The sequence below is a fragment of the Streptomyces sp. NPDC006458 genome (assembly GCF_040612135.1).
Classification (GTDB): Bacteria; Actinomycetota; Actinomycetes; order Streptomycetales; family Streptomycetaceae; genus Streptomyces.
In genome coordinates this window covers 17,810-41,606 of sequence record NZ_JBEXPR010000032.1, presented here as the reverse complement: position 1 = coordinate 41,606, position 23,797 = coordinate 17,810, and the positions used below count along the sequence as shown (strand labels likewise).

General features: G+C 72.9%; 19 protein-coding genes, 1 pseudogene and 1 riboswitch. Of the genes and pseudogenes, 12 read left to right on the top strand and 8 right to left on the bottom strand.

Annotation, left to right across the window (positions count from 1 at the left end; translation table 11 throughout):
* Positions 1 to 4: 4 nt before the first annotated feature.
* Positions 5 to 490, bottom strand: coding sequence for an Asp23/Gls24 family envelope stress response protein (locus tag ABZZ79_RS32830; protein ID WP_356695050.1), 486 nt, complete (start codon positions 488 to 490; stop codon positions 5 to 7).
* A gap of 87 nt (positions 491 to 577) precedes the next feature.
* Here ABZZ79_RS32830 and ABZZ79_RS32825 point away from each other — a divergent pair, with 87 nt between their 5' ends.
* A complete protein-coding gene (locus tag ABZZ79_RS32825) occupies positions 578 to 1,312 on the top strand; it encodes a nucleopolyhedrovirus P10 family protein (RefSeq protein ID WP_356695048.1) in 735 nt (244 codons plus the stop codon).
* 235 nt (positions 1,313 to 1,547) lie between these two features.
* Here ABZZ79_RS32825 and ABZZ79_RS32820 read toward each other — a convergent pair whose 3' ends face one another.
* The 3 genes from ABZZ79_RS32820 to ABZZ79_RS32810 form a co-directional block, all read right to left on the bottom strand.
* Positions 1,548 to 2,339, bottom strand: a complete 792-nt coding sequence (locus tag ABZZ79_RS32820) for an enoyl-CoA hydratase/isomerase family protein (RefSeq protein WP_356695046.1) — start codon at positions 2,337 to 2,339, stop codon at positions 1,548 to 1,550.
* Positions 2,340 to 2,472: 133 nt separating this feature from the next.
* Positions 2,473 to 2,694, bottom strand: coding sequence for a helix-turn-helix domain-containing protein (locus ABZZ79_RS32815; RefSeq protein ID WP_018567695.1), 222 nt, complete (start codon positions 2,692 to 2,694; stop codon positions 2,473 to 2,475).
* 336 nt (positions 2,695 to 3,030) lie between these two features.
* Entirely contained in the window at positions 3,031 to 4,629 is a 1,599-nt protein-coding gene (locus ABZZ79_RS32810; protein WP_356695043.1) for an ABC-F family ATP-binding cassette domain-containing protein, read from the bottom strand.
* A gap of 507 nt (positions 4,630 to 5,136) precedes the next feature.
* On the opposite strand from ABZZ79_RS32810, the pseudogene ABZZ79_RS32805 reads away from it, so the two are divergent.
* Both ABZZ79_RS32805 and ABZZ79_RS32800 read left to right on the top strand, forming a co-directional pair.
* Positions 5,137 to 5,313 (top strand): annotated as a pseudogene (locus ABZZ79_RS32805) (neutral zinc metallopeptidase); the annotation flags it as partial.
* 201 nt (positions 5,314 to 5,514) lie between these two features.
* The gene (locus ABZZ79_RS32800) at positions 5,515 to 5,928 is read left to right on the top strand and encodes a VOC family protein (RefSeq protein WP_356695144.1); all 414 of its coding nucleotides are present in this window, start codon (positions 5,515 to 5,517) and stop codon (positions 5,926 to 5,928) included.
* Between the two features lie 6 nt (positions 5,929 to 5,934).
* Here ABZZ79_RS32800 and ABZZ79_RS32795 read toward each other — a convergent pair whose 3' ends face one another.
* The 3 genes from ABZZ79_RS32795 to ABZZ79_RS32785 all read right to left on the bottom strand — a co-directional run bounded on the left by ABZZ79_RS32795 (position 5,935) and on the right by ABZZ79_RS32785 (position 9,449).
* Positions 5,935 to 7,326, bottom strand: coding sequence for a hypothetical protein (locus ABZZ79_RS32795; protein WP_356695041.1), 1,392 nt, complete (start codon positions 7,324 to 7,326; stop codon positions 5,935 to 5,937).
* A gap of 179 nt (positions 7,327 to 7,505) precedes the next feature.
* Positions 7,506 to 8,633, bottom strand: coding sequence for an alpha/beta fold hydrolase (locus ABZZ79_RS32790; protein WP_356695039.1), 1,128 nt, complete (start codon positions 8,631 to 8,633; stop codon positions 7,506 to 7,508).
* Positions 8,634 to 8,723: 90 nt separating this feature from the next.
* Entirely contained in the window at positions 8,724 to 9,449 is a 726-nt protein-coding gene (locus ABZZ79_RS32785) for a class II aldolase/adducin family protein (RefSeq protein WP_356695037.1), read from the bottom strand.
* A 263-nt stretch (positions 9,450 to 9,712) separates the two neighbouring features.
* Between ABZZ79_RS32785 and ABZZ79_RS32780 the strand changes: the two genes are divergently transcribed.
* The 9 genes from ABZZ79_RS32780 to cobI all read left to right on the top strand — a co-directional run bounded on the left by ABZZ79_RS32780 (position 9,713) and on the right by cobI (position 22,991).
* On the top strand, positions 9,713 to 10,957 hold the full coding sequence (locus ABZZ79_RS32780) for an inorganic phosphate transporter (RefSeq protein ID WP_356695035.1): 1,245 nt from the start codon (positions 9,713 to 9,715) through the stop codon (positions 10,955 to 10,957).
* Positions 10,958 to 10,991: 34 nt separating this feature from the next.
* Entirely contained in the window at positions 10,992 to 11,213 is a 222-nt protein-coding gene (locus ABZZ79_RS32775; RefSeq protein ID WP_356695033.1) for a hypothetical protein, read from the top strand.
* A 352-nt stretch (positions 11,214 to 11,565) separates the two neighbouring features.
* A riboswitch (cobalamin riboswitch) is annotated at positions 11,566 to 11,708 on the top strand.
* Between the two features lie 100 nt (positions 11,709 to 11,808).
* Entirely contained in the window at positions 11,809 to 12,753 is a 945-nt protein-coding gene (locus ABZZ79_RS32770) for a cobalamin biosynthesis protein (protein WP_356695031.1), read from the top strand.
* Entirely contained in the window at positions 12,750 to 14,297 is a 1,548-nt protein-coding gene (locus tag ABZZ79_RS32765) for a cobyric acid synthase (protein WP_356695029.1), read from the top strand. Before ABZZ79_RS32770 ends, ABZZ79_RS32765 begins: the two co-directional genes overlap by 4 nt.
* The gene (gene cobN, locus ABZZ79_RS32760) at positions 14,294 to 17,953 is read left to right on the top strand and encodes a cobaltochelatase subunit CobN (RefSeq protein WP_356695027.1); all 3,660 of its coding nucleotides are present in this window, start codon (positions 14,294 to 14,296) and stop codon (positions 17,951 to 17,953) included. Before ABZZ79_RS32765 ends, cobN begins: the two co-directional genes overlap by 4 nt.
* Before the next feature lie 169 nt (positions 17,954 to 18,122).
* Positions 18,123 to 20,111 carry a putative cobaltochelatase gene (locus ABZZ79_RS32755; RefSeq protein ID WP_356695025.1) on the top strand — a complete coding sequence of 663 codons (1,989 nt, stop codon included), beginning with the start codon at positions 18,123 to 18,125 and terminating at the stop codon, positions 20,109 to 20,111.
* Positions 20,111 to 20,719, top strand: a complete 609-nt coding sequence (gene cobO, locus ABZZ79_RS32750) for a cob(I)yrinic acid a,c-diamide adenosyltransferase (RefSeq protein ID WP_356695023.1) — start codon at positions 20,111 to 20,113, stop codon at positions 20,717 to 20,719. Before ABZZ79_RS32755 ends, cobO begins: the two co-directional genes overlap by 1 nt.
* A complete protein-coding gene (locus tag ABZZ79_RS32745) occupies positions 20,719 to 22,245 on the top strand; it encodes a cobyrinate a,c-diamide synthase (RefSeq protein WP_356695021.1) in 1,527 nt (508 codons plus the stop codon). The genes cobO and ABZZ79_RS32745 overlap by 1 nt, the downstream gene beginning before the upstream one ends.
* Positions 22,242 to 22,991 carry a precorrin-2 C(20)-methyltransferase gene (gene cobI, locus ABZZ79_RS32740; RefSeq protein WP_356695019.1) on the top strand — a complete coding sequence of 250 codons (750 nt, stop codon included), beginning with the start codon at positions 22,242 to 22,244 and terminating at the stop codon, positions 22,989 to 22,991. Before ABZZ79_RS32745 ends, cobI begins: the two co-directional genes overlap by 4 nt.
* A 23-nt stretch (positions 22,992 to 23,014) precedes the next feature.
* Here cobI and ABZZ79_RS32735 read toward each other — a convergent pair whose 3' ends face one another.
* Complete coding sequence (locus tag ABZZ79_RS32735; RefSeq protein WP_356695017.1) at positions 23,015 to 23,743, bottom strand: ZIP family metal transporter; 729 nt, start codon at positions 23,741 to 23,743, stop codon at positions 23,015 to 23,017.
* Positions 23,744 to 23,797: the final 54 nt, after the last annotated feature.

Here is a 23,797-nt window from a genome sequence, read left to right as displayed (position 1 = left end):
TGCGTCACTGGATCCGGGGCTCCGGCTCCTCGTCCTCTTCGTCCGGCAGTTTCACGTCGCTGACCGCGATGTTGACCTCGACGACCTCCAGGCCGGCCATCCGCTCGACGGCCGCCACGACGTTCTCGCGCACGTCGCGGGCGACGTCGGAGATGGACACGCCGTAGTCGACGACGATCTCCAGGTCGAGCGCGGTCTGTACCTCGCCCACCTCGGCCTTCACGCCGCGGGTCACCGACTTGGAGCTGCCGGGGACACGGTCGCGCACGGCGCCGAAGGTGCGGCTGATGCCGCTGCCCATCGCGTGGACGCCGACGACATCGCGTGCGGCGAGCCCGGCGATCTTCTCCACCACCCCGTCGGCGATCGTGGTCCGTCCCCGCCCGGCGGGGTCGCCGCCACCGCGCCGGGGGGCCTTACGGGTCTGTACGGCGGGCTCCTGCTCGCCTTCGGAAGTCTGCGTCCGGTTCCGGTCGGTGGTGTCGGTCATCGCCGTACGTCCTTTCCGGTCGTCGTTCTTCGCCCACGTTATGCCGCGTTGCCCCAGTTCGCGCCATTTATGCGGCAGGCTGGAGGAATGACGGCGGATCGTTGGACACGAGCAGTGCGTGAACAGGTGGGCCTGGGCCGACTCCTACCGCTCGGCCAGGCGCGCGACGGGGCATGGATCGCTGAGAGCGCGGCGGAGAAGGTGCTGCGCAGGGCCTCGAAGGGGGTTTCCGGGGTACGGGTGGGCGCGCTGCGGATCGCGCTGACCGGTCCGGACGCCGGCGGGACGCCCGCCGTGCCGCCCCCGCCGAGCGCGCTGCCGCCCGGCCCGCTGCGACTGTCGGCCGACTTCGCGGCCCATGCCGCCGAGCCGCTGCCCACGACGGCCTCCCGGCTGCGTGCGGCGCTGGCGACGGCGGCGACGGACAGCGTGGGGCTGACCGTGACGGAGGTGGATCTGCACGTCACGGGCCTGTGGGAGGAGGCGCCGGAGCCGGAGAGCACCGACGCCGGTGAGGCGCCCGAGGAGAACTCCCCTCAACTGGCGCAGACGGGTGACGACGAGACCCGCGTGGCCACCGCCGCGCTCGCCGTCCCGGGCGTCTCCCGTCTCACCGGCACCCTCGGCGGCCTGGGCCGGGCCGTACACATCGAGCAACGCGAGGCCGCGACGCCGTCGCTACCGCGCCGCCACGTCCGAGTGGAGCTGGCCGTCCTCCCGGACCACCAGGCCCTGAGAGTCGCCCAGGAGGTCCGCACGGCCATCACCAACGCCCTCCCGGACGCCCCGACGGTCGCAGTCCTGGTGACAGCGACGGACTGACCGAACCACCCAGGGGAACACCGCCCCAGGGCGCGGCGAACGGCCGCAGGGTCGAGGGTCAACCGACCTGGACAGATTCATCGCCCCAGGGCCGCGGCGAACGGCGCGACGAGCCACACACGACCCGTACCGGGCACCCAGGATGCGCGGGGAACGGCGCGGCAGACCACGACCGGCCCGCACCCGACTCCCCACCACAGCACGCCCCCGAGCCGATCCGCCCAACCACCGGAGGTCAGTCGCCGAGTCCCGCCAGATCCCGCAACCGCCGCGCCTGCGACTGCCGCTCGGCAGCCCGCTGGGCGTCGTACGTGCGGTCCTGCGCCCCCCGCAGCAACGCCTTGGTCTCGACCACGGCGTCACGCGGCGCGGCGAGCAGGGCCGCGGCGAGGTCGTTCACCGTGGCGTCGAGCTGGTCCAGCGGCACGGCAAGGTTCGCCAGGCCGGTGCTGACGGCTTCCTCGGCCAGCACGAAGCGACCCGTCGCGCAGATCTCCAGCGCACGGGCGTAGCCGACGAGCGACACCAGCGGGTGCGTGCCCGTGAGGTCGGGCACGAGCCCCAGGCTGGTCTCGCGCATCGCGAACTGCACGTCGTCGGCGACGACGCGCAGGTCACAGGCGAGGGCGAGCTGGAACCCGGCCCCGATGGCGTGGCCCTGGACGGCGGCGATGGACACGATGTCGCTCTGCCGCCACCAGGTGAAGCCCTCCTGGAACTCGGCGATGGCCGCGTCCAGTTCGGCGTCGTCGCCGCGCGCGAGGTCGATGAAGGACGGTTCGCCCTCGATGCCCTCGGGCGTGAACATCTGCCGGTCGAGGCCGGCGGAAAAGGACTTGCCCTCGCCGCGCAGCACCACGACCCGGACGGAGCCCGGCAGCGACCGCCCGGCCTGCGCGAGCGTCCGCCACATGGCGGGGCTCTGCGCGTTGCGCTTGGCCGGGTTGGTCAGGGTCACCGTGGCGATCGCCTCGTCGACGGTGAGCCGCACGCCGTCCTTGTCGAGAACCGGGTCGAGCGAAGCCATGGGGCGCCTCCGATGGGTGCGGTCAACGAAAGATGCCGTACACCGGCATCCATAAGCGACTGCACAGTAACCACCCGGTCGACCGTCTGACCGACCGGGTGGCCACCATCACGCCGTGGGGCCGCCCGAGTGGTCAGGCCGAAGCGGCCTTCTTGCCCCGGGTCGCCCCGCCACGCCCACGGAGCGTGACGCCCGACTCGCTGAGCATGCGGTGCACGAAGCCATACGAGCGGCCGGTCTCCTCGGCCAACGCCCGGATGCTCGCACCTGCGTCGTACTTCTTCTTCAGGTCTGCCGCGAGCTTGTCGCGCGCGGCGCCGGTCACCCGGCTGCCCTTCTTCAGAGTCTCGGCCACCCGTGCCTCCTCATGGGAAGTGCGCTCTGGTCCCCTCATGATCACCCCTCCCGGGCTTCATGGCCACCCATTCGGCAAGGTCCGTACGGAAGGGTTGTGACGACAGGAGTGCGTCCCCACATACGGAATGAGGGGTTCCGCGACCTCACGCGCGGTACCGCCGAACGGGTTCTTCCGCGAAGTACCAGGTCAGTGACGCGAAGCGGCCGAGCCCTTGGTGACCAAGGACTCGGCCGGAAAATCGTTGTAGGACACACCTCGGTACGAGGAGATCTCACACAGATGGTGGATCACCGATGGGCCGAATGATCCATACCCAGTGGATCACGCATTCGATCAAGCGAGGGCGACGAGGTCCGCGTAGTCGGAACCCCACAGATCCTCCACGCCGTCCGGCAGCAGGATGATCCGCTCCGGCTGGAGCGCCTCTACGGCACCCTCGTCGTGGGTGACCAGCACGACGGCGCCCTTGTAGGTGCGCAGCGCGCCGAGGATCTCCTCGCGGCTGGCCGGGTCGAGGTTGTTGGTGGGCTCGTCCAGCAGCAGGACGTTCGCCGAGGAGACCACCAGGGTGGCCAGGGCCAGCCGCGTCTTCTCGCCGCCGGAGAGAACACCGGCCGGCTTGTCGACGTCGTCGCCGGAGAACAGGAAGGAGCCCAGCACCTTGCGGACCTCGACCAGGTCCATGTCGGGGGCGGCCGAGCGCATGTTCTCAAGGACCGTGCGGTCCGCGTCGAGGGTCTCGTGCTCCTGGGCGTAGTAGCCGAGCTTGAGGCCGTGGCCGGGGACGACCTGGCCGGTGTCGGGCTGCTCGACCCCGCCGAGCAGGCGCAGCAGGGTCGTCTTGCCGGCGCCGTTCAGGCCCAGGATGACCACGCGGGAGCCCTTGTCGATGGCCAGGTCGACATCGGTGAAGATCTCCAGCGAGCCATACGACTTCGACAGGCCCTCGGCCGTCAGCGGGGTCTTGCCGCAGGGTGAGGGCTCCGGGAAGCGGAGCTTGGCGACCTTGTCGGACATCCGGACCTCTTCGAGACCGGAGAGCAGCTTCTCGGCGCGGCGGGCCATGTTCTGCGCGGCGACCGTCTTGGTGGCCTTGGCGCGCATCTTGTCGGCCTGGGCGTTGAGGGCGGCGGCTTTCTTCTCTGCGTTCTGCCGCTCGCGCCTGCGGCGCTTCTCGTCGGCCTCGCGCTGCTGCTGGTAGAGCTTCCAGCCCATGTTGTAGACGTCGATCTGGGAGCGGTTGGCGTCCAGGTAGAACACCTTGTTGACGACCGTCTCGACCAGATCGACGTCGTGGGAGATCACGATGAAGCCGCCGCGGTAGGTCCTGAGGTAGTCCCGCAGCCAGACGATCGAGTCGGCGTCGAGGTGGTTGGTCGGCTCGTCGAGCAGCAGGGTGTCCGCGTCGGAGAACAGGATGCGGGCCAGCTCGATACGGCGGCGCTGACCGCCGGAGAGCGTGTGCAGGGGCTGGCCGAGCACGCGGTCGGGCAGGTTGAGCGCGGCGGCGATGGTGGCGGCCTCGGCCTCGGCGGCATACCCGCCCTTGGTGAGGAACTCCGTCTCCTGGCGCTCGTACTGCTTGAGGGCCTTCTCGCGGGTGGCGCCCTGGCCGTTGGCGATGCGCTGCTCGTTCTCGCGCATCTTGCGGATCAGGACGTCGAGGCCGCGCGCGGACAGGACACGGTCGCGGGCCAGCACGTCGAGGTCGCCGGTGCGGGGGTCCTGCGGCAGATAGCCGACCTCCCCGGAGCGGGTGATGGTGCCGCCGGCGGGCTGGCCCTCGCCCGCGAGGCACTTGGTGAGGGTGGTCTTGCCGGCGCCGTTGCGGCCGACCAGGCCGATGCGGTCGCCCTTGGCGACACGGAAGGTGGCGTTCTCGATGAGGACGCGCGCACCGGCGCGCAGCTCGATACCGGAGGCGGAGATCACGGACAGACTCCAGGGCAGAAGGTTGGCGGGACAAACGGACGAGGACGTTCCCGCTGTCTAATGCGCGAGGAGAATGGCCATGGGATTCAGTCTAACGGGCTCATGCAACCGGATTTCCCGCCGTCGCCGGGTGACGATGGCCTCACGGACGTGGGTTGGACGCCCAGGACGGCGGCCCATGCACTTGGACGACGACGCCCGGCCGGACACCTCCGAGGTCCAGGAGGTGCGGGGTCGCAGGATCCCGAGGGGCGCGTGACACCGGGCGGCGGGGTCGCAGGATCCCGAGGGGCGCGTGACACCGGGCGGCGGCGGGGTCGCAGGATCCCGCGGGGTGTGACGCCGGGCGGCGGTTTCGCAGGATCCCAGGGCGCGTGACGCCGGGCGGCGGTTTCGCCGGACTGATCGCCGCTGCTGCCGGCGCTGTTCGTCGGAGTGGGCCCGGACCGGCCGGGCCGGCTCGGACTGGCCCAGGCGCGGCAGAGCTGCCGTACCGGGCGGGACGCCGACCCCCTCGACGCGGCGGCGGCTGTAGGCGACGACCGGATCCAGGGGCGGATCCAGGAGCGGTTCCAGGAGCGGGTGACACCGGAGACCTGGACGCACGGGTCGGCGGGGCAGCGGCGGGAGTGGTTCCACGAGGGGGGCCGCGGCGGTGACAGGGCGCGGTGCGACACGTCTCGTCGAGGGGTGGGGTCGATGGGGCGGGCGGGGTCAGGGGCGTTGTCCGGGGCGCGGGCCGCTCTGCCCGCGGACGGCTTCCGGCCAGGCGAAGGCCGCGAGGTCCCGTTCGCGGGGGCGTTGTCAGTGGTGGCTGCCAGACTGGCGACAGGTGATTCTTCCGGTTCGGCCCCAAAGGTTCGGTTCCGACGAGAGGTGATCGACATGGCAGGCACGGGCGGCGGCGCTCCGAGCATCTACCCGACGGTGCTGTACGCGGACGCCAAGGCGGCGATCCGGCAGCTCACGGAGGCCCTGGGGTTCACGGAGCTGTCGGTGTACGAGAGCGAGGACGGCTCGGTGATGCACGCCGAGCTGACCCAGGGCAACGGCGCGGTGATGGTCGGCTCCAAGGGCCGCGGCGGCGTCTTCGACACGGCGATGAAGAGCGCCGGCCCGACCGGGGTGTACGTCGTGGTGGACGACATCGACGCACACCACCGGCGGGCCGTGGACCACGGCGTGGAGATCCTGATGCCCCCGACGGACCAGGACTACGGCTCGCGGGACTACATGGCCCGGGACGCCGAGGGCAACATCTGGAGCTTCGGCACGTACACGCCCGCGATAGGCGGCTGAGCCGTCTCAGCTCCCCCCGGTGTGCACCTGGAAGGCCGCGCGGCGCACGGCCTTGGCCAGGGCCGGGTCGGGGTGGGCGGCGGCGAGCGCGACCAGGACCTGCACGGTGCGGGGGTGGCCGACCGCGCGCACCTCGTCGAGCAGGGCGGGGACCGTCGCCTGCACGGCGGACTCCAGATGACGCACCAGCATCGGGGCCTCACCGTGGTCGGCGACGGCCGCCGCGGTGTCGACCCACAGCCAGGTGGCCTCGTCCCGGGTGAGGACCTCGTGGGCGTCCTCCGGGTCGGTGCCGTCGTGCTCGGCCAGCCACAGCAGGGCGTAGGGGCGCAGCGTCGGCTCGTCGAGCGTCGCGCGGACGTCGGGCTCGGCGGGCGCGCCGACCAGGCGCAGGACGTCGAAGGCCAGGCCGCGCAGCAGGGCGTCCTCACCGCGGGCGGCGCCGATGAGCTGGGTGACGGCGCTGCCGACGGGCCGGGCGGCGAGCCAGGCGCGGTATTCGGCGCGGGCGGCGTTGGGCCGCAGCTGGGCGCAGCCGCGGAGCATGTCCTCGGCGGAGGCCTCGATGTTGCCGGCGGGGCTCTGCGCGGCGACGCAGATCTGCTCCAGCTTGACCCAGACCGCCCAGCTGCCGAGCGGGGTGAGGGTGGCCTGCCCGGCGCCGCAGGTGAGGGCGCCGACGGAGGCGAGGGCGTGCAGGGCCCAGTCCAGGAGGGGGGCGAGCGGTGCGTCGGCGGGCGGCTCGACGGGCTCGGGCCGGGGGCCGTAGGGGATCTCGCAGCGTTCGGTGCGCAGTTCGGTGACCCGCTGGTCCAGCAGGTCCAGAAGCTGCGCGACGGGGACGGGCCCGGCGGAGAGCTGGAGGAAGGAGAGCACCTGGGGCATGGCCGAGACGACCTCGGCGACGGCGGCGGGCTCGGGTCCGGCGGGTTCCGGGTGGGCGAGCGACCAGGCGTCGAAGAGGGCGACCCAGCCGCGCAGGACGGCGCTGTCGTCGCGGTTCCAGGCGCGCAGCCGCCAGCCGGGGCGGGCGCTGTCGCCGTGCACCTCGATGAGGCCGGCGAGCCGGGCGGTGTCCCAGTCGGCGCGGACCTGAGCGGGGGTCAGCCCGAGTTCGGCCGCGGCCTGTGCGGCGGTCGCGTCGGACAGGGTGGCCCTGCCGTCGGCGGCGCGGGCCCGGCCGGGGCGCAGGGCGGCGTCGGCCCAGCGGGCCACGCGGGCCGCGTCGGCCAGCTGGGAGCGTGCCATTTTGGCCAGCTCCGCCGGGGCCGGGGTGCCCTCCGGGGGGCGCGGAGCGGGGCGGCGCGGGCGCCGCTGGTCCGTCGCTCGTGGGGTGGCGGCCAGGGGTCGCGGGCGGACGAGTCGAAGCCTGGAGTCGCGCGGGATACGGGACGTCACGGGTGCAGTCTTCCGGTTGACGGTCCGAAATCCCAAACGGAATGTCACGGCGGGCGACGGGACTGGCCAACGCACCGGGTTCCGGGCGCGTTGAGGAGGCGCGAACAGGCCAGTGGTGCGGACTTAAACGGAACGGCCGCAACCAGTGGCGCGCGTCACATCGGCGGGGTCGGCGCGCGTCACATCAGCGGGGTCAGGAAGCGGCGCAGGGCCTCCTGGTAGGCGTCGGGGTCGGGGTTCCACATGGCGCTGTGCGGGGCGTCGGCGACGGTGGTCAGGGAGACCAGGCCGGGGCGGTTGTCGGCCAGGCGGCGGGACAGGTGCCAGGGGGCCACGGCGTCGCCGGGGCCGTGGAAGATCAGGGTGGGCACGGCGAGGCCGTCGGCCTCGGCGAGGCCGCGTCCGGGGTCGCCGTGCAGTCCGGTGCGGCCCTGGGCGGCGCGCACGGCCAGCGGCAGCACGGGCGCGGGGGTGTGGCGGGCCGCGGCCAGCGCGCGCAGGGTGGTCTGCCAGTCCAGCACCGGGGAGTCCAGCACCAGCCCGGTGACCTTGTCGCGGACCGCGGAGCGCACGGCCGTGTGGAGGCACATGGCCGCGCCGGTGGACCAGCCGTACAGGACGATGCGCTGGGCGCCGTAGCGCACGGCGTAGCGGATGGCCGCGTCCACGTCGCGCCACTCGGTCTCGCCGAGGTGGTTGAGGCCGTCCAGGGAGCGGGGGGCGCCGAGGTCGCCGCGGTAGGCGAGGGCGAGCACGGAGAAGCGGAGGCCGTGCAGGAAGTCGAGCACGTTCAGCGCGAGTTCACGGGTGGTGCCGAGGCCGTGCACGGCGATGACCCAGGTGTCGCGGGCGCCGGGCACGAACCAGGCGGGCAGCGAGCCGAGTTCGCCGGGGACGTCGATGTCGGCGTGGTCCAGGCCGAGGGCGCTTGGGGGGTCGCCGATGTGCACGTTCGGGGTGAGCCAGGCGTGGTCGCCGGATTCGAGGGTGCCGTGTGTGACGCGTTCGAGGCGGCGGACCACGGTGTCGGCGGTGTGCTCGGCCGCGTTCATGACCGGGCCGACGACCGCGTGGCTGCCGTCGCCGGACAGACCGTAGGTGCCGGGGCGCAGCGAGGCGAGGTCCCGGGTGAGGGTGATGCGGCCGGCGGCCGTGCCGTGCACGGTGAGCCGTGGCTCGGTGGGCAGGGGTCTGCCGGGCGGCGCCTTGAGCGCGGCGTCGCTGGCGAGGCGTCCGGCGGCGACTCCGGCCACGCCGGCTGCCAGGGCAACGGTGACGGCAGCGGCCGTCGCTTTGACAGTGCGCACGGGTTCAGTGTCGTGGCGCGGCGGCCGGGCGGCCAGTGGGCCGGTGCGTTCGTGGCGCCCGCGGGAGGTGGCGGGGGTCCGGGCCGGGCCTCATGGCTTGGGCTGGCCGTAGCCCTTCAGCCGGTCTCCCACCTCGGCCACCTGTTCCCGGGTGAGCAGGCTCGGGGTCAGGCCGGGGACCGAGGAGGCCGTGAGCCAGAGGCGGCACATCCATTCGAGCTGGGCCGTGCGCTCGTATGCCTGGTCGAGGGAGGTGCCGCGGGCCATCGTGCCGTGGTTCTGGAGGAGACAGGCCGAGCGGCCGGTGAGGGCGTGGAGCATGTTCTCGGCCAGTTCGGCGGTGCCGTAGGCGGCGTACGGGGCGACGCGGACGGGACCGCCGAGGGCGGCGGACATGTAGTGGATCAGGGGCAGCTCGGGGACGAGGGTGGAGACGGCCGTGGCGTGCACGGCGTGGGTGTGGACGATCGCGCGGGCGTCCGTGGTGCGGTAGACCGCGAGGTGCATCGGGAGCTCACTGGTGGGGACCAGGTCCCCCAGCACCTGTCGGCCGGCGAGGTCCACTCCCGTCACGTCGTCCGGGGTGAGCCGGTCGTACGGCACGCCCGACGGCGTGACCAGCACGGTGTCGCCGACGCGGACGGAGACATTGCCCGAGGTGCCGACGACGAGGCCGTCGGCGACGGTGCGGCGGGCCGTGGTCACGAGGTCGGCCCAGGCCGCGGCCTCCTCGGGGAGCACCGCCCTCCTCCGCGGCCCCGCCCCGGCCCGTTCCGCTCCCCCGGCGCCCTCTGTGTCCCGCTGCTGCTCAGCCATGCCGCGATCCTGCCAGGCGGGCCGGACGCAGGGGTGTCACGCGGCGGGTGACCAGGATCTCTCCGGCGGTCTGTGACCCGGCTGCGGCGGTCCGCCCGCAGGGCCCGAGGCCGGTGTTTCCGGAGTTGGCCTCCGACGCCACCCGATACAGGAGCCCTTGCTCCCATTTGCGGACATCCTGAAGCCCTACCCAGTTCACCTGCCGTTCACCTGGGTTACGTACGTTCGACGGGCCAATGACCTTCGAACGATTGCCTGGGTAAATGGAAAACCTCTCACTGATCCTCGCGATTGTGGTGGTAACCGCACTCGCGTTCGATTTCACGAACGGTTTTCATGACACCGCCAACGCGATGGCCACCACCATCTCGACCGGTGCGCTCAAGCCCAAGGTCGCGGTGGCCATGTCCGCCGCCCTCAACCTTGTGGGTGCTTTTCTCTCCGTGGAGGTCGCCAACACGATCTCCAAGGGTCTGGTCGACGAATCAGGCATCCGTCCCGAGGTCATCTTCGCCGCCCTGGTCGGCGCGATCCTCTGGAATCTGCTGACCTGGCTCGTCGGTCTGCCGTCGTCCTCGTCGCACGCCCTGATGGGCGGTCTGATCGGTGCGACCATCGCCTCGGCGGGCGCGGGCGCCGTGCACGGCGACGTGCTGGTCACCAAGGTGCTCATCCCGGCGATCGCGGCCCCGCTGGTCGCGGGCATGGCGGCGATGTTCGCCGCACGGCTGACCTACGTCCTGGGCAGGAAGGCCGACGGCAAGGCCTCGGCGAAGGGCTACCGCGCGGGGCAGATCGCCTCCGCCGGCCTGGTCTCGCTGGCCCACGGCACCAACGACGCCCAGAAGACGATGGGCATCATCACCCTCGCGCTGATCGCCGGCGGCTCCCTCGCCCCCGACTCCGACCCGCCCCTGTGGGTCATCCTCTCGGCGGGCCTGGCCATCGCCCTGGGCACCTATCTCGGCGGCTGGCGCATCATCCGCACCATGGGCAAGGGCCTGACCGACCTCCAGCCGCAGCAGGGCTTCGCCGCCCAGACCAGCGCCGCGACGGTCATCCTGGCCTCCTCCCACCTGGGCTTCTCGCTCTCCACCACGCACTCGGTCTCCGGCTCCGTGATGGGCGCAGGCCTCGGCCGCAAGGGCGGTGTGGTCCGCTGGTCCACCGCGACCCGCATGTTCGTCGCCTGGGGCCTGACCCTGCCGGCCGCCGCGCTGGTCGGCGCGCTCGCCGAGTGGGTCACCGGCTTCGGCGCCTGGGGCACCGCGCTCGTGGCCGTCTTCCTGGTCGGCTCCAGCGCCGCCATCTGGAAGCTCTCCCGCCGCGAGGTCATCGACCACACCAACGTCAACGACGCCGAGGAACCGGCCGGCGTGGTCACCACCGCGATCGCCATGGTCACCCCGCCGCCGGCGGGCACCAACACCGCCGTCGTCGACGCGCCGGTCGTCGTCCCCGCCCCTGCGGGCGCCGTCGGACCGGCCACCTCGCAGGCATCGGCCTGAGCCCCGACCACCCCGGTACGAAGGAAACAGCAGCATGAAGATCGACTGGGCGGCCCTCGGCTCCGTGTTCGGCGTCAGCCTCGTGGTCACCGTGGCCCTCGTGGGCCTGTTCACCCTCGGTGTCGTCGGCCTCTCCCGCCAGGAGCGGGCACAGGAGCAGGGCGGGTCCGCGGCACTGGCCGTGACCGGTGCGTACGCCTGTTTCGCCGCGTGCGCGGCGGCCGTCGGCTACGGCATCTACCTGATCATGGCCTGACGCCCGGTACCGACGCCGGGCCCTGTGAGGGGGCCGTCACGGACAGAAGAGTCCGCGACGGCCCCCTCACGCATCCACAACGCCTTTACCGGCCTCCACCGGCCGGTTCTCCCGCCGAGCGACCGGCCGAGCGACTGGCCGAACGACTGGCCGAACGACTGGCCGAACGACCAACCGGTCGGCCTTCCCACGCACGACGGACGGTGGTGACGGAGCGTCACATCAGCCGGTCGCGGAATACCGCCCGGGCAGAGGGCATTTCCGCGCGAGTCGGCCCACAGAGCGCCGCGGGCCATGGTGGCGGTGTGGGCCTCGGCACACTCCAGCCTCGCAGGTCAACGGTGAGTTGACGGGTGTTCGAGGGCCGTGGTGGACTGCCCGAGCCATGTACGGCGGCAGAAGAGGAAGCCGGTGCGAATCCGGCGCGGTCCCGCCACTGTCACCGGGGTAGTCATCCCCGGGAGCCAGGAACTCTCACCGCCGGTCTCGTCGAACCAGGGCGTGGACACCCTGAGTGAGGACATATCGCCATGCGCGGCTGCCGTTCGCGGTCCATCACCCCTGCTCCACCCGCCCCCACGGCCGGCTGAGCCCGATGCGTGCCGATCGCGACTTCGCGTACGGCGCCGCCGCCGGCCTCCTCGGTGACCTCCTGCTCGGCGATCCCCGCCGCGGGCACCCGGTCGCCGCGTTCGGCCGTGCCGCCGGTGCCGTGGAACGGCTGCTCTGGCGCGACCACCGCGGCTGGGGCGCCCTGCACACCGCCGTGTGCGTGGGCGGCGCGGTCGCCCTCGGCGCCGCGGCCACCCGTGCCGTACGCCCCTGCCCCGCCGCCTCCGTCGCGCTGACCGCCGCCGCCACCTGGGCCGTCGTCGGCGGTACCTCGCTCGCCCGGGAAGCGCGGGCCATCGGCCGGTCGCTGGAGCAGGGCGATGTGACGGCCGCCCGCGCCCGGCTGCCCCACCTGTGCGGCCGCGACCCGCAGGCGCTGGACGCCGACGGGATCGCCCGCGCGGTCGTGGAGTCGGTCGCCGAGAACACCTCCGACGCGGTCGTGGGCGCGCTGGTGTGGGGCGCCCTCGGCGGAGTGCCGGGACTGCTCGGCTTCCGCGCGGTCAACACCCTCGACGCGATGGTCGGCCACAAGTCACCGCGCCATCTGCGCTACGGCTGGGCCTCCGCCCGGCTGGACGACCTCCTGGGCTGGCCCGGCGCGCGGCTGACCGCCGTACTGGCCGCCGCCGCGGGAACCGACCCGCGCGGTGCCGTACGCGCCTGGCGGGCCGACGCGGCGAAGCACCCGAGCCCCAACGCCGGTCCCGTGGAGGCGTCCTTCGCGGGCGCCCTCGGCGTACGGCTCGGCGGAACCCTGTCCTACGGCGGCCGGGTCGAGCACCGGCCCGTGCTCAACGGGGCGACGGGACGGGCCGTCGCCGTGACCGACATCGACCGGGCGGTACGGCTCTCCCGCCGGGTCGGCTGGCTCGCGCTCGGCGTGGGAGTCGCCGCGCGCCTGGTAGTGAAGGGGCGGAAGAAATGAGCGGGGGTCTCCTCGTCGCGGGCACCACCTCCGACGCGGGCAAGAGCGTCGTCACCGCCGGGATCTGCCGGTGGCTGGTGCGCCAGGGCGTGAAGGTGGCGCCCTTCAAGGCGCAGAACATGTCCCTCAACTCCTTCGTGACACGCGAGGGCGCCGAGATCGGGCGGGCGCAGGCCATGCAGGCACAGGCGTGCCGCGTCGAGCCGACCGCGCTGATGAACCCGGTGCTGCTCAAGCCCGGTGGCGACCGGAGCAGTCAGGTCGTGCTGCTCGGCAAGCCGGTGGGCGAACTCAGCGCGCGCGGGTTCTTCGGGGGCTCTGAGGGGTCCTCCCCCGGGACAAGGCTGCACGGCGGACGGCAGGAGCAGTTGCTCGGCACCGTGCTGGACTGTCTGGCCGAGTTGCGGGGCACGTATGACGCGGTGATCTGTGAGGGGGCGGGCAGTCCGGCCGAGATCAATCTGCGCCGGACCGACATCGTGAACATGGGGATCGCACGCAACGCGCGCCTCCCCGTCCTCGTCGTCGGCGACATCGACCGCGGCGGCGTCTTCGCCTCCTTCTTCGGAACGGTGGCGCTGCTCTCGCCCGAGGACCAGGAGCTGATCGCCGGGTTCCTCGTCAACAAGTTCCGCGGGGACGTCTCCCTGCTGGAGCCCGGCCTCGACATGCTGCACGGCCTGACCGGGCGGCGGACGTACGGCGTGCTGCCGTACCGGCACGGGCTCGGCATCGACGAGGAGGACGGGATGCGGGTCTCCCTGCGAGGGGCCGTCCGGGAGTCGCACGTGGCCGCGCCCGTCGGCGAGGACGTGCTGCGGGTCGCCGTGTGCGCGATCCCGCTGATGTCCAACTTCACGGACCTGGACGCGCTCGCCGCCGAACCCGGCGTCGTGGTGCGGTTCGTGGACCGGCCGGAGGAACTGGCGGACGCCGACCTGGTCGTCGTACCCGGCACGCGCGGGACGGTCCGGGCGCTGCGCTGGCTGCGCGAGCGGGGGCTGGCGCAGGCCATAGTCCGCCGGGCGGCCGAGCACCGGCCCGTCCTCGGCATCTGTGGCGGCTTCCAGATCCTCGGCGAGCACATCGAGGACGAGGTGGAGAGCCGCGAGGGGCACGTCGAGGGGCTCGGCGTGCTGCCCGTGCGGGTGCGGTTCGCCCGCGAGAAGACCCTGACCAGGCCCACGGGCGAGGCGCTCGGCGAGCACGTCGAGGGCTACGAGATCCACCACGGGGTCGCCTCCATCGGCGGGGGTGAACCCTTCCTGGACGGCTGCCGGGTCGGCCAGAGCTGGGGCACCCACTGGCACGGCGCCCTGGAGTCGGACGGCTTCCGGCGCGCCTTCCTGCGCGAGGTCGCCGCCGCCGCGGGCCGCCGCTTCGTCCCGGCGCCCGACACATCCTTCGCCGCGCTGCGCGAGGAGCAGCTCGACCGGCTCGGCGACCTCATCGAACAGCACGCGGACACGGACGCGCTGTGGCGGCTCATCGAGTCCGGCGCGCCGCAAGGACTGCCTTTCATTCCACCGGGAGCGCCCGCATGAGCACAGTGTTGTTGTTGTCGACCGCCGACACGGATCTGCTGGCGGCCCGCGCCTCGGGCGCGCCCTACCGGATCGGCAACCCGACCCGGGTCGACGTCGCGCAGGAGCTGCCGGGGCTGATCGAGGGCGCGCGGATCGCCGTCGTACGGCTGCTCGGCGGCAAGCGGGCCTGGGAGGACGGGCTCGCCGCGCTGAAGGCGTCCGGCATCCCGACCGTGCTCCTGGGCGGCGAGGCCGTGCCGGACGCGGAGCTGATGGCCGAGTCGAGCGTGCCGGCCGGTGTGGTCGCCGAGGCGCTGAAGTACCTGGTCGAGGGCGGCTCGGCGAACCTGACCGAGCTGGCCCGCTTCCTGTCCGACACCGTGCTGCTGACCGGTGAGGGTTTCGCCGCGCCGCAGCAGATGCCGGAGTACGGCGTCCACGGCACGCGTCCGTACGCCGAGGGCCGCCCGACCGTGGGCGTGCTCTTCTACCGCGCCCACGAGCTGAGCGGCAACACCGCCTTCGTGGACACCCTCTGCGACGCGATCGAGGCGCGGGGCGCCAACGCCCTCCCCGTGTACTGCGGTTCGCTGCGCGGTGCGGACCCGGAGCTCTACGAGATCCTCGCCAAGGCCGACGCACTCGTCGCCACCGTCCTCGCCGCGGGCGGCACGCACGCCTCGCAGGCCTCCGCGGGTGGCGACGAGGAGGCGTGGGACATCGGCGCTCTCGCCGACCTGAACGTGCCCGTGCTGCAAGGGCTCTGCCTGACCTCCTCGCGCGCCGCGTGGGACGAGTCGGACGCCGCGCTGTCCCCGATGGACGCGGCGATGCAGGTGGCGATCCCGGAGTTCGACGGGCGGCTGATCACCGTGCCGTTCTCCTTCAAGGAGCAGGTCGACGAGAACGGAGCCGAGGTCCCGGTGTACGTCGCCGACCCGGAGCGCGCCGGACGCGTGGCCGGGATCGCCGTACGGCACGCGCGACTGGGGCACAAGCCGAACGCCGAGAAGAAGCTCGCGCTGGTCTTCACCGCCTACCCGACGAAGCACTCGCGCGTCGGCAACGCGGTCGGCCTGGACACGCCCGCGTCGGCGGTGCGCGTGCTGGACGCCCTGAAGGACGCCGGCTACGGCGTCACCGAATACCCCTCCGGCGGCGACGAGTTGATCCACCGGCTCATCGAGGCCGGTGGCCACGACGTGGAGTGGCTGACCGAGGAGCAGCTGTCGGCCGCGCCCGCGCGGGTGCCGCTCGCCGACTACCAGGCGTGGTTCGACCAGCTCGACCCCGAGCTGCGGGACGCCATGCTCCAGGCGTGGGGCGAGCCGCCGGGCTCGCTGTACGTCGACGGGGACGACATCGTGCTGGCCTCGCTCCGGTTCGGGAACGTCGTCGTGATGATCCAGCCGCCGCGCGGCTTCGGCGAGAACCCGATCGCGATCTACCACGACCCCGACATGCCGCCGTCGCACCACTACATGGCGGCCTACCGCTGGCTGGACAACAGCTTCGGCGCCGACGCGATCGTGCACATGGGCAAGCACGGCACGATGGAGTGGCTGCCCGGCAAGGGCCTCGGCCTGAGCGGGGGCTGTGCCCCGGACGCCGTCCTCGGCGAACTCCCGCTGATCTACCCCTTCATCGTCAACGACCCGGGCGAGGGCACCCAGGCCAAGCGGCGCGGACACGCCACCGTCGTCGACCACCTGGTGCCGCCGATGGCCCGCGCCGACACCTACGGCGACCTCGCCAAGCTGGAGCAGCTCCTCGACGAGTACGCCCTGGTCAGCGATCTGGACCCGACGAAGGCCCCGGCCGTGCGGGCGCAGATCTGGACGCTGGTGAAGGCGGCCGAGCTGCATCACGACCTGCATGTCGACGATCAGCCGGACGAGGACGACTTCGACGAGTTCGTCATGCACATCGACGGCTATCTGTGCGAGATCAAGGACGTGCAGATCCGCGACGGCCTGCACATCCTGGGCGGGGGTCCGGTCGGCGAGCCACGGGTGAACCTCGTGCTGGCCGTGCTGCGAGCCTCGCAGGTGTGGGGCGGCAAGGCGAACGCGCTGCCGGGTCTGCGGGCCTCGCTGGCCGCCCACTTCGGGCTGGTCGAGAAGGAGTTGCTGGCCGAGCCGGGCGCCCCGGTGAAGGTGCCGTTGGAGCTGACGGACCTGGTGGAAGGCCCGGCGCGGACCGCGTCCGACGCCATCGACCTGCTGGAGCAGCTGTGCCGGCGGATCGCCGAGGGCATGGAGGCGCGGGACTGGGCCGCCGCGGCCGGCCCGGAGCTGGCGCGTGAGGTGCTGGGCGCCGAACTCCCTTCCGTCGTCGAGGTGCTGGAGTTCGCGAGCACGGAGGTCGTGCCGCGGCTCGCGCGCACGACGGACGAGATCGGGCACATCCTGCGCGCCCTGGACGGCGGTTACGTCCCGGCGGGCCCGTCCGGCTCCCCGACGCGCGGTCTGGTCAACGTCCTGCCGACCGGCCGTAACTTCTACTCCGTCGACCCCAAGGCGATTCCCTCGCGGCTGAGCTGGGAGGTCGGCCAGTCGCTGGCGGACTCGCTGGTGCAGCGGTACGTGAGCGACAACGGCGAGTACCCGAAGTCCGTCGGCCTGACGGTCTGGGGCACCTCCGCGATGCGCACCCAGGGCGACGACATCGCCGAGATCCTGGCGCTGCTGGGCTGCCGTCCGGTGTGGGACGACGCGTCGAGGCGGGTGACGGGCTTCGAGGTGATCGGCCTGGCGGAACTGGGCCGTCCGCGCATCGACGTCACGGTCCGTATCTCCGGCTTCTTCCGGGACGCGTTCCCGCACGTGGTCGGGCTGCTCGACGACGCGGTGCGGGCGGTGGCCGAGCTGGACGAGCCGGCCGACGCGAACTTCGTGAAGGCCCACGCCGACGAGGACACGGCCGAGCACGGCGACCGCCGCCGGGCGACGGCCCGGATCTTCGGCTCCAAGCCGGGCGCCTACGGCGCGGGCCTGCTGCCGCTGATCGACGCCCGCAACTGGCGCTCGGACGCGGACCTCGCCGAGGTGTACGCCGTCTGGGGCGGCTACGCCTACGGCCGCGGGCTGAACGGACAGGCGGCGCGCGGCGACATGGAGACGGCTTTCCGGCGGATCGCGGTGGCGGCGAAGAATGTCGACACGCGCGAGCACGACCTCGTCGACGCGGACGACTACTTCCAGTACCACGGCGGCATGGTCGCCATGGTCCGCCATCTGACGGGCGCCAACCCCGAGGCCTACGTGGGCGATTCGGCCGTCCCCGACCAGGTGAGGACCCGCACCCTGGGCGAGGAGACCCACCGCGTGTTCCGCGCCCGGGTGGTCAACCCGCGCTGGATGAGCGCGATGAGGAGGCACGGGTACAAGGGTGCCTTCGAAATGGCGGCCACGGTGGACTACTTGTTCGGGTACGACGCCACGGCGGGCGTTGTCGACGACTGGATGTACGAGAAGCTCAGCGCCGAGTACGTCTTCGACCCGGAGAACCAGGAGTTCATGCGGCAGTCCAACCCCTGGGCGCTGCGCGGCATCACGGAGCGGCTGCTGGAGGCGGCGGACCGGGGGCTGTGGGCGGAGCCGGACCAGGAGACCCTGGACCGGCTCCGGGCGACCTACCTGGAACTTGAGGGAGATCTGGAGGGGGAGGCGTGAACCTCCCCGAAACCCCCGCCTCAGCGGGGAGCAAGCTGCGATGCGCCGCCACTGATACACCGGCGCCGGAACACCCCCGCAGCGGCGGGGAACATGCTCTGTGCGTGACAGCCGGGCCGTCACGGCACATGCACGTTCGACACGAAGCATCCGAAGGAGTGATCACCGCGTGAGCGCGCCCTACCCGTTCAGCGCCGTCGTCGGACAGGACGACCTGCGCCTGGCACTCCTCCTCAACGCGGTGAGCCCCGCGGTCGGCGGAGTCCTTGTGCGCGGCGAGAAGGGCACAGCCAAGAGCACGGCTGTGCGAGCGCTGTCGACGCTGCTGCCGGGGGTAGCCGTCGTACCCGGCTGCCGTTTCTCTTGCGACCCGGCCTCACCCGACCCCGAGTGCCCGGACGGAGCCCACGAGGCGGGCAGCGGGTCCGACCGTCCTGCTCGCCTGGTCGAACTGCCGGTCGGCGCTTCCGAAGACCGCCTCGTCGGCGCGCTGGACATCGAGCGTGCCCTGGCTGAGGGCGTGAAAGCCTTCGAGCCGGGCCTCTTGGCCCAGTCCCACCGCGGGATCCTGTACGTCGACGAAGTCAACCTCTTGCACGACCACTTGGTCGACCTCTTGCTGGACGCGGCCGCGATGGGCGCCTCGTACGTGGAGCGCGAGGGCGTCTCCGTGCGGCACGCGGCCCGCTTCCTGCTCGTCGGCACGATGAACCCCGAGGAGGGCGAGCTGCGCCCGCAGCTCCTCGACCGGTTCGGGCTCACCGTCGAGGTCGCGGCCTCGCGCGAGCCCGAGCAGCGGGTGGAGGTCGTGCGGCGGCGGCTGGCGTACGACGACGACCCGGCTGCCTTCGCGGCGCGCTGGGCGGGCGAGGAGGCCGCCGTACGCCGGCGGATCGTCGCGGCACGGGAGCTGCTGCCGCAGGTGCGGCTCGGCGACGCGGCGCTGCGGCAGATCGCGGCGACCTGCGCCGCCTTCGAGGTGGACGGCATGCGGGCCGACATCGTGATGGCGCGCACTGCTTCGGCGCTGGCCGCGTGGGACGGGCGGAGCGATGTGCTGGCGGAGGATGTGCGTCAAGCCGCGCTGCTGGCCCTTCCTCATCGCAGGCGGCGTGCACCCTTCGATGCCCCTGGGCTGGACGAGGACAAGCTCGACCAGACGCTGGAGGAGTTCTCGGGTGAGTCTCCCGAGGACGATCCGGACCCCGACGGTCCCGGTGGCGGGGGTGGCGGGCAGCCGTCGCCCGACTCCGGTCCGCAGGGCGGGGACACGGCCGCACGGCCCGAGGCCGGTGAGGGCGGGGAGCCGCAGCCCTCCGGGAGCGCGGAGCAGTCCCCGGTACGGGCCTCGGAGCCGTTCCGGACGAAGGTGCTGAGCGTGCCCGGGATCGGCCAGGGTGCCGCCGGGCGGCGCTCGCGGGCGCGGACCGAGCACGGGCGCACGACCGGGGCCCGGCGGCCGCGCGGCACGCTGACGAAGCTGCATCTCGCGGCGACCGTGCAGGCGGCGGCCCCGCATCAGCGGGCGCGCGGGCGGTCAGGGCCGGGGCTGGTCGTGCGGCGGGACGATCTGCGGCAGGCGGTCCGTGAGGGGCGCGAGGGCAACCTCGTGCTGTTCGTGGTCGACGCCTCCGGGTCGATGGCGGCGCGGCAGCGGATGGGCGCGGTGAAGGGTGCCGTGCTGTCGCTGCTGCTCGACGCCTACCAGCGGCGGGACAAGGTGGGGCTGGTGACCTTCCGGGGTGCCGGCGCCGAGGTGGCGCTGCCGCCGACCTCGTCCGTGGACGCCGCCGCCGCGCGGCTGGAATCGCTGCCGACCGGCGGGCGTACGCCGCTGGCGGCCGGGCTGCTCAAGGCGCACGAGGTGCTGCGGGTGGAGCGGCTGCGGGATGCGGCGCGGCGGCCGCTGGTCGTCGTGGTGACCGACGGGCGGGCCACGGGCGGGCCGGAGCCGCTGCTGCTCGCCTCGAAGGCGGCCGGGCTGTTCGCGGCCGGCCAGGTCGCCTCGGTGGTCGTGGACTGCGAGTCCGGGCCGGTGCGGCTGGGGCTCGCCGGGAAGCTCGCGGGTGAGCTGGGCGGGACCGCCGTGACGCTGGACGAGCTGCGGGCGGACAGCATCGCCGGACTGGTGAAGGACGTACAGAGGAGGGCCGCGTAATGCCTCAGGGGCAGCCGAGTGTGGTGCCGGACGACGGGCTGACCACGCGTCAGCGGCGGAACCGGCCGCTGGTGGTCGTGCACACCGGCGTCGGGAAGGGCAAGTCGACCGCCGCGTTCGGGCTGGCGCTGCGGGCCTGGAACCAGGGGTGGCCGATCGGGGTGTTCCAGTTCGTCAAGTCGGCGAAGTGGAAGGTCGGCGAGGAGAACGCGCTGAGGGTGCTCGGCGCCTCCGGCGAGGGCGGCACCGTCGACTGGCACAAGATGGGCGAGGGCTGGTCGTGGGTGCAGCGCGATCTTCAGGGTGACAACCTCAGCAACGAGGAGAAGGCCCGGGAGGGCTGGGAGCAGGTCAAGCGGGACCTGGCCGCCGAGACGTACCGGCTGTACGTGCTCGACGAGTTCGCGTACCCGATGCACTGGGGCTGGGTCGACACGGACGAGGTCGTCGACGTGCTGCGCAACCGTCCCGGCAGCCAGCATGTGGTGATCACCGGGCGGAACGCGCCGGAGAAGCTGGTGGACTTCGCCGACCTCGTGACCGACATGTCCAAGGTCAAGCACCCGATGGACGTCGGGCAGAAGGGCCAGAAGGGCATCGAGTGGTGATGTCCTCCGTCCCTCGGCTGGTCGTCGCCGCGCCGTCCTCCGGCAGCGGCAAGACCACCGTTGCCACGGGGCTGATGGCCGCGTTCGCCGCGCGGGGGCTCGCCGTGTCCCCGCACAAGGTCGGGCCGGACTACATCGACCCCGGGTACCACGCGCTCGCGACCGGGCGCGTGGGGCGGAATCTCGACGCGTACCTGTGCGGGGCCGGGCTGGTCGCTCCCCTGTTCCTGCACGGGTCGCGTGGATGTGACATCGCCGTCGTCGAAGGCGTGATGGGGCTGTACGACGGGGCCGCCGGGGAGGGTGAGCTGGCCTCCACCGCGCAGGTCGCCAAGCTGCTGCGGGCGCCGGTGGTGCTCGTCGTGGACGCGTCGTCGCAGTCGCGGTCCGTGGCGGCGCTGGTGCACGGGTTCACGACCTGGGATCCGGAGGTGCGGGTCGCGGGGGTGATCCTCAACAAGGTCGCCTCCGATCGGCATGAGGCGTTGCTGCGGGAGGCGTTGGAGTCGGTCGGGGTGCCGGTGTTCGGGGTGCTGCGGCGGGTTGCGCAGGTGGATACGCCGTCCCGGCATCTGGGGCTGGTGCCGGTCGCCGAGCGGGGGGCTGCCGCCGTGGAGGCCGTGGCGGCGATGGGCTCTCAGGTCGCTGACTCGTGCGACCTGGACGGGCTTTTCGCGCTGGCGCGCACCGCCGGGGTGTTGTCGGATGCGGCGTGGGATGCGGCTGAGGCTGTCGTCTCCTCGCCCCCGCCGCCCCTTCCCGTCCCGACCCCGGGGGCTGCCGCCCCCGGACCCCCGCTTCGGCCTGGACGGCCTCGTCCTCAAACGCCGGACGGGCTGGAGGGCACCGGCGGCCGTGGGGCCGACTTCGGCGTGGGCGGGCTGAGGGGCGTCGGCGGCTGTGGGGCCGTCTTCGGCTTGGGCGGGCTGAGGGTTGCCGTTGCCGGTGGGGCCGCTTTCACCTTTTCCTACGCCGAGCACAGCGAGTTGCTGGCCGCCGCCGGTGCCGAAGTGGTCGTCTTCGATCCGCTGCGGGACGAGCGGCTTCCCGAGGGGACGCGCGGGCTGGTGATCGGGGGCGGGTTTCCCGAGGTGTACGCCGCCGAGTTGTCGGCCAACGAGCCGTTGCGCAAGGCCGTCGCCGAACTCGCTCTCGGTGGGGCGCCGGTGGCCGCCGAGTGTGCCGGGCTGCTCTATCTGTGCCGGGAGCTGGACGGGCGGCCCATGTGCGGGGTGCTCGACGCCACGGCCCGGATGAGCGAACGGCTCACTCTGGGCTACCGGGACGCCGTCGCCGTGTCGGACAGTGTGCTCGCGGGGGCCGGGACCCGGATGCGGGGGCACGAGTTCCATCGCACGGTCGTCGAGCCGGGCGCCGGGGCGGCTCCGGCATGGGGGGTGCGCGCCCCTCAACGGCGCGTCGAAGGTTTCGTACAACAAGGTGTGCACGCGAGTTATCTGCACACGCACTGGGCCGCCGAGCCCGGTGTCGCCCGTCGGTTCGTGGAGAGGTGCCGGACGTCATGAGCAGCACGTTGATCGGAGTCGGGGTGGGCCCGGGCGACCCGGAGCTGGTGACGGTCAAGGGGGTCAACGCGCTGCGGGCCGCCGATGTGGTCGTCGTGCCGGTGATGGCTGGGCCCGACGGGAAAGACGGGGGCGAGCGCGGCCGCGCCGAGGCCACCGTGCTGCACTACGTGTCCGAGGACAAGGTCGTCCGGGTCGTCTTCGCGCTGAACGAGCGCAGCGACCGGGCGCGCCGGGAAGCCGCCTGGGACGCGGCGGGCGGCACGGTCGCCGACCTGCTGCGGGCGCACGGGACCGTCGCCTTCGCCACCATCGGGGACCCGAACGTGTACTCGACGTTCACCTACCTCGCGCAGACCATCGAGGCTCTCGTGCCCGGGGTCGTGGTGGAGACCGTGCCCGGTATCACCGCCATGCAGGATCTCGCGTCGCGTTCCGGCGCCGTGCTGACCGAGGGCACCGAGCCGCTGACGCTGGTGCCGGTGACCGCGGGGTCGCGGGTGCTGAAGGAGGCGCTCGCCGGGCCCGGCACGGTCGTCGCGTACAAGTTCGGGCGGCAGGCCGCCGAGGTCGCCGAGGCGCTGCGGGAGAGCGGGCGGATCGACGACGCCGTGTGGGGTGCCTCGCTGGGACTGCCGGAGGAGACCGTCCGCCCGGCGGCCGGGCTCGGCGACGAGCCGCTGCCCTATCTGTCGACGCTGATCGCGCCCGCGCGGCGCGCGGGCGGGCGGGGCGGCAAGCTGTGAGACCCCGTCCCCCGGGCGCCGGGTCACTCGGCGAGGCCCACCACCAGCCAGATGAACCCCGCGCCCGCGACCGTGCACAGCAGCGTCGACCGGGCCGAGTGCGCGTGGTGGGCCTCGGGCAGGATCTCGGCGGCGGCGAGATAGAGCAGCGCGCCGCCGAAGAAGCCGAGATAACAGCCGAGGACCGGCTCGGGGATGGTGAAGAACGACGCGGCGGCCGCGCCCACCATCGGTGCCGCCGCGTCCGCGACGAGCATCGCGACGGCCCGGCGGCGGTCGTTGCCGTACAGGGTCGTCAGGGTGAAGGTGTTGAAGCCGTCCGCGAAGTCGTGGGCGATCACCGCCAGCGCGACGGCCGCGCCCATGCCGCCGCCGACCTGGAAGGCCGCGCCGATCGCCACGCCGTCCATCGCGCTGTGCAGCACCATCGCGGCGGCTGCCGTCAGGCCCACCTCGGGGGTGCGCTGTCCGTTCTCGGCGCCGCCGTGGGCGGCCTTGCGGGTGGCCAGCAGACGTTCCACCGAATGGGCGAACAGGAAACCCGCAACGAACAGCAGCAGGGCGACGGGTACGCCGAACGCCTCGTCGCCCGCGGCCCGCAGGGACTCGGGCAGCAGGTCGAGGCCGACCACGCCCAGCATCAGGCCGCCGGCCAGGCCGAGAACGAGGTGACGGCGGTCGGTGACCCGGCCCGCCGTCCAGCCGCCGGCCAGCGTCATCAGGAACGCGCCGAGCGCGACAAGGACCGCCATGGCCCTTTGCTATCGGATCGATCCGCGCCGACGCACATCCGCCATCAGCAACCG

Bases quoted from the DNA above. Each gene is read 5' to 3' on its own strand.
- ABZZ79_RS32830 (WP_356695050.1), bottom strand. From the start codon at position 490: ATGACCGACACCACCGACCGGAACCGGACGCAGACTTCCGAAGGCGAG.
- ABZZ79_RS32825 (WP_356695048.1), top strand. From the start codon at position 578: ATGACGGCGGATCGTTGGACACGAGCAGTGCGTGAACAGGTGGGCCTG.
- ABZZ79_RS32820 (WP_356695046.1), bottom strand. From the start codon at position 2,339: ATGGCTTCGCTCGACCCGGTTCTCGACAAGGACGGCGTGCGGCTCACC.
- ABZZ79_RS32800 (WP_356695144.1), top strand. From the start codon at position 5,515: ATGGCAGGCACGGGCGGCGGCGCTCCGAGCATCTACCCGACGGTGCTG.
- ABZZ79_RS32785 (WP_356695037.1), bottom strand. From the start codon at position 9,449: ATGGCTGAGCAGCAGCGGGACACAGAGGGCGCCGGGGGAGCGGAACGG.
- ABZZ79_RS32780 (WP_356695035.1), top strand. From the start codon at position 9,713: ATGGAAAACCTCTCACTGATCCTCGCGATTGTGGTGGTAACCGCACTC.
- ABZZ79_RS32775 (WP_356695033.1), top strand. From the start codon at position 10,992: ATGAAGATCGACTGGGCGGCCCTCGGCTCCGTGTTCGGCGTCAGCCTC.
- ABZZ79_RS32770 (WP_356695031.1), top strand. From the start codon at position 11,809: ATGCGTGCCGATCGCGACTTCGCGTACGGCGCCGCCGCCGGCCTCCTC.
- ABZZ79_RS32765 (WP_356695029.1), top strand. From the start codon at position 12,750: ATGAGCGGGGGTCTCCTCGTCGCGGGCACCACCTCCGACGCGGGCAAG.
- cobN (WP_356695027.1), top strand. From the start codon at position 14,294: ATGAGCACAGTGTTGTTGTTGTCGACCGCCGACACGGATCTGCTGGCG.
- cobO (WP_356695023.1), top strand. From the start codon at position 20,111: ATGCCTCAGGGGCAGCCGAGTGTGGTGCCGGACGACGGGCTGACCACG.
- ABZZ79_RS32745 (WP_356695021.1), top strand. From the start codon at position 20,719: ATGTCCTCCGTCCCTCGGCTGGTCGTCGCCGCGCCGTCCTCCGGCAGC.
- cobI (WP_356695019.1), top strand. From the start codon at position 22,242: ATGAGCAGCACGTTGATCGGAGTCGGGGTGGGCCCGGGCGACCCGGAG.
- ABZZ79_RS32735 (WP_356695017.1), bottom strand. From the start codon at position 23,743: ATGGCGGTCCTTGTCGCGCTCGGCGCGTTCCTGATGACGCTGGCCGGC.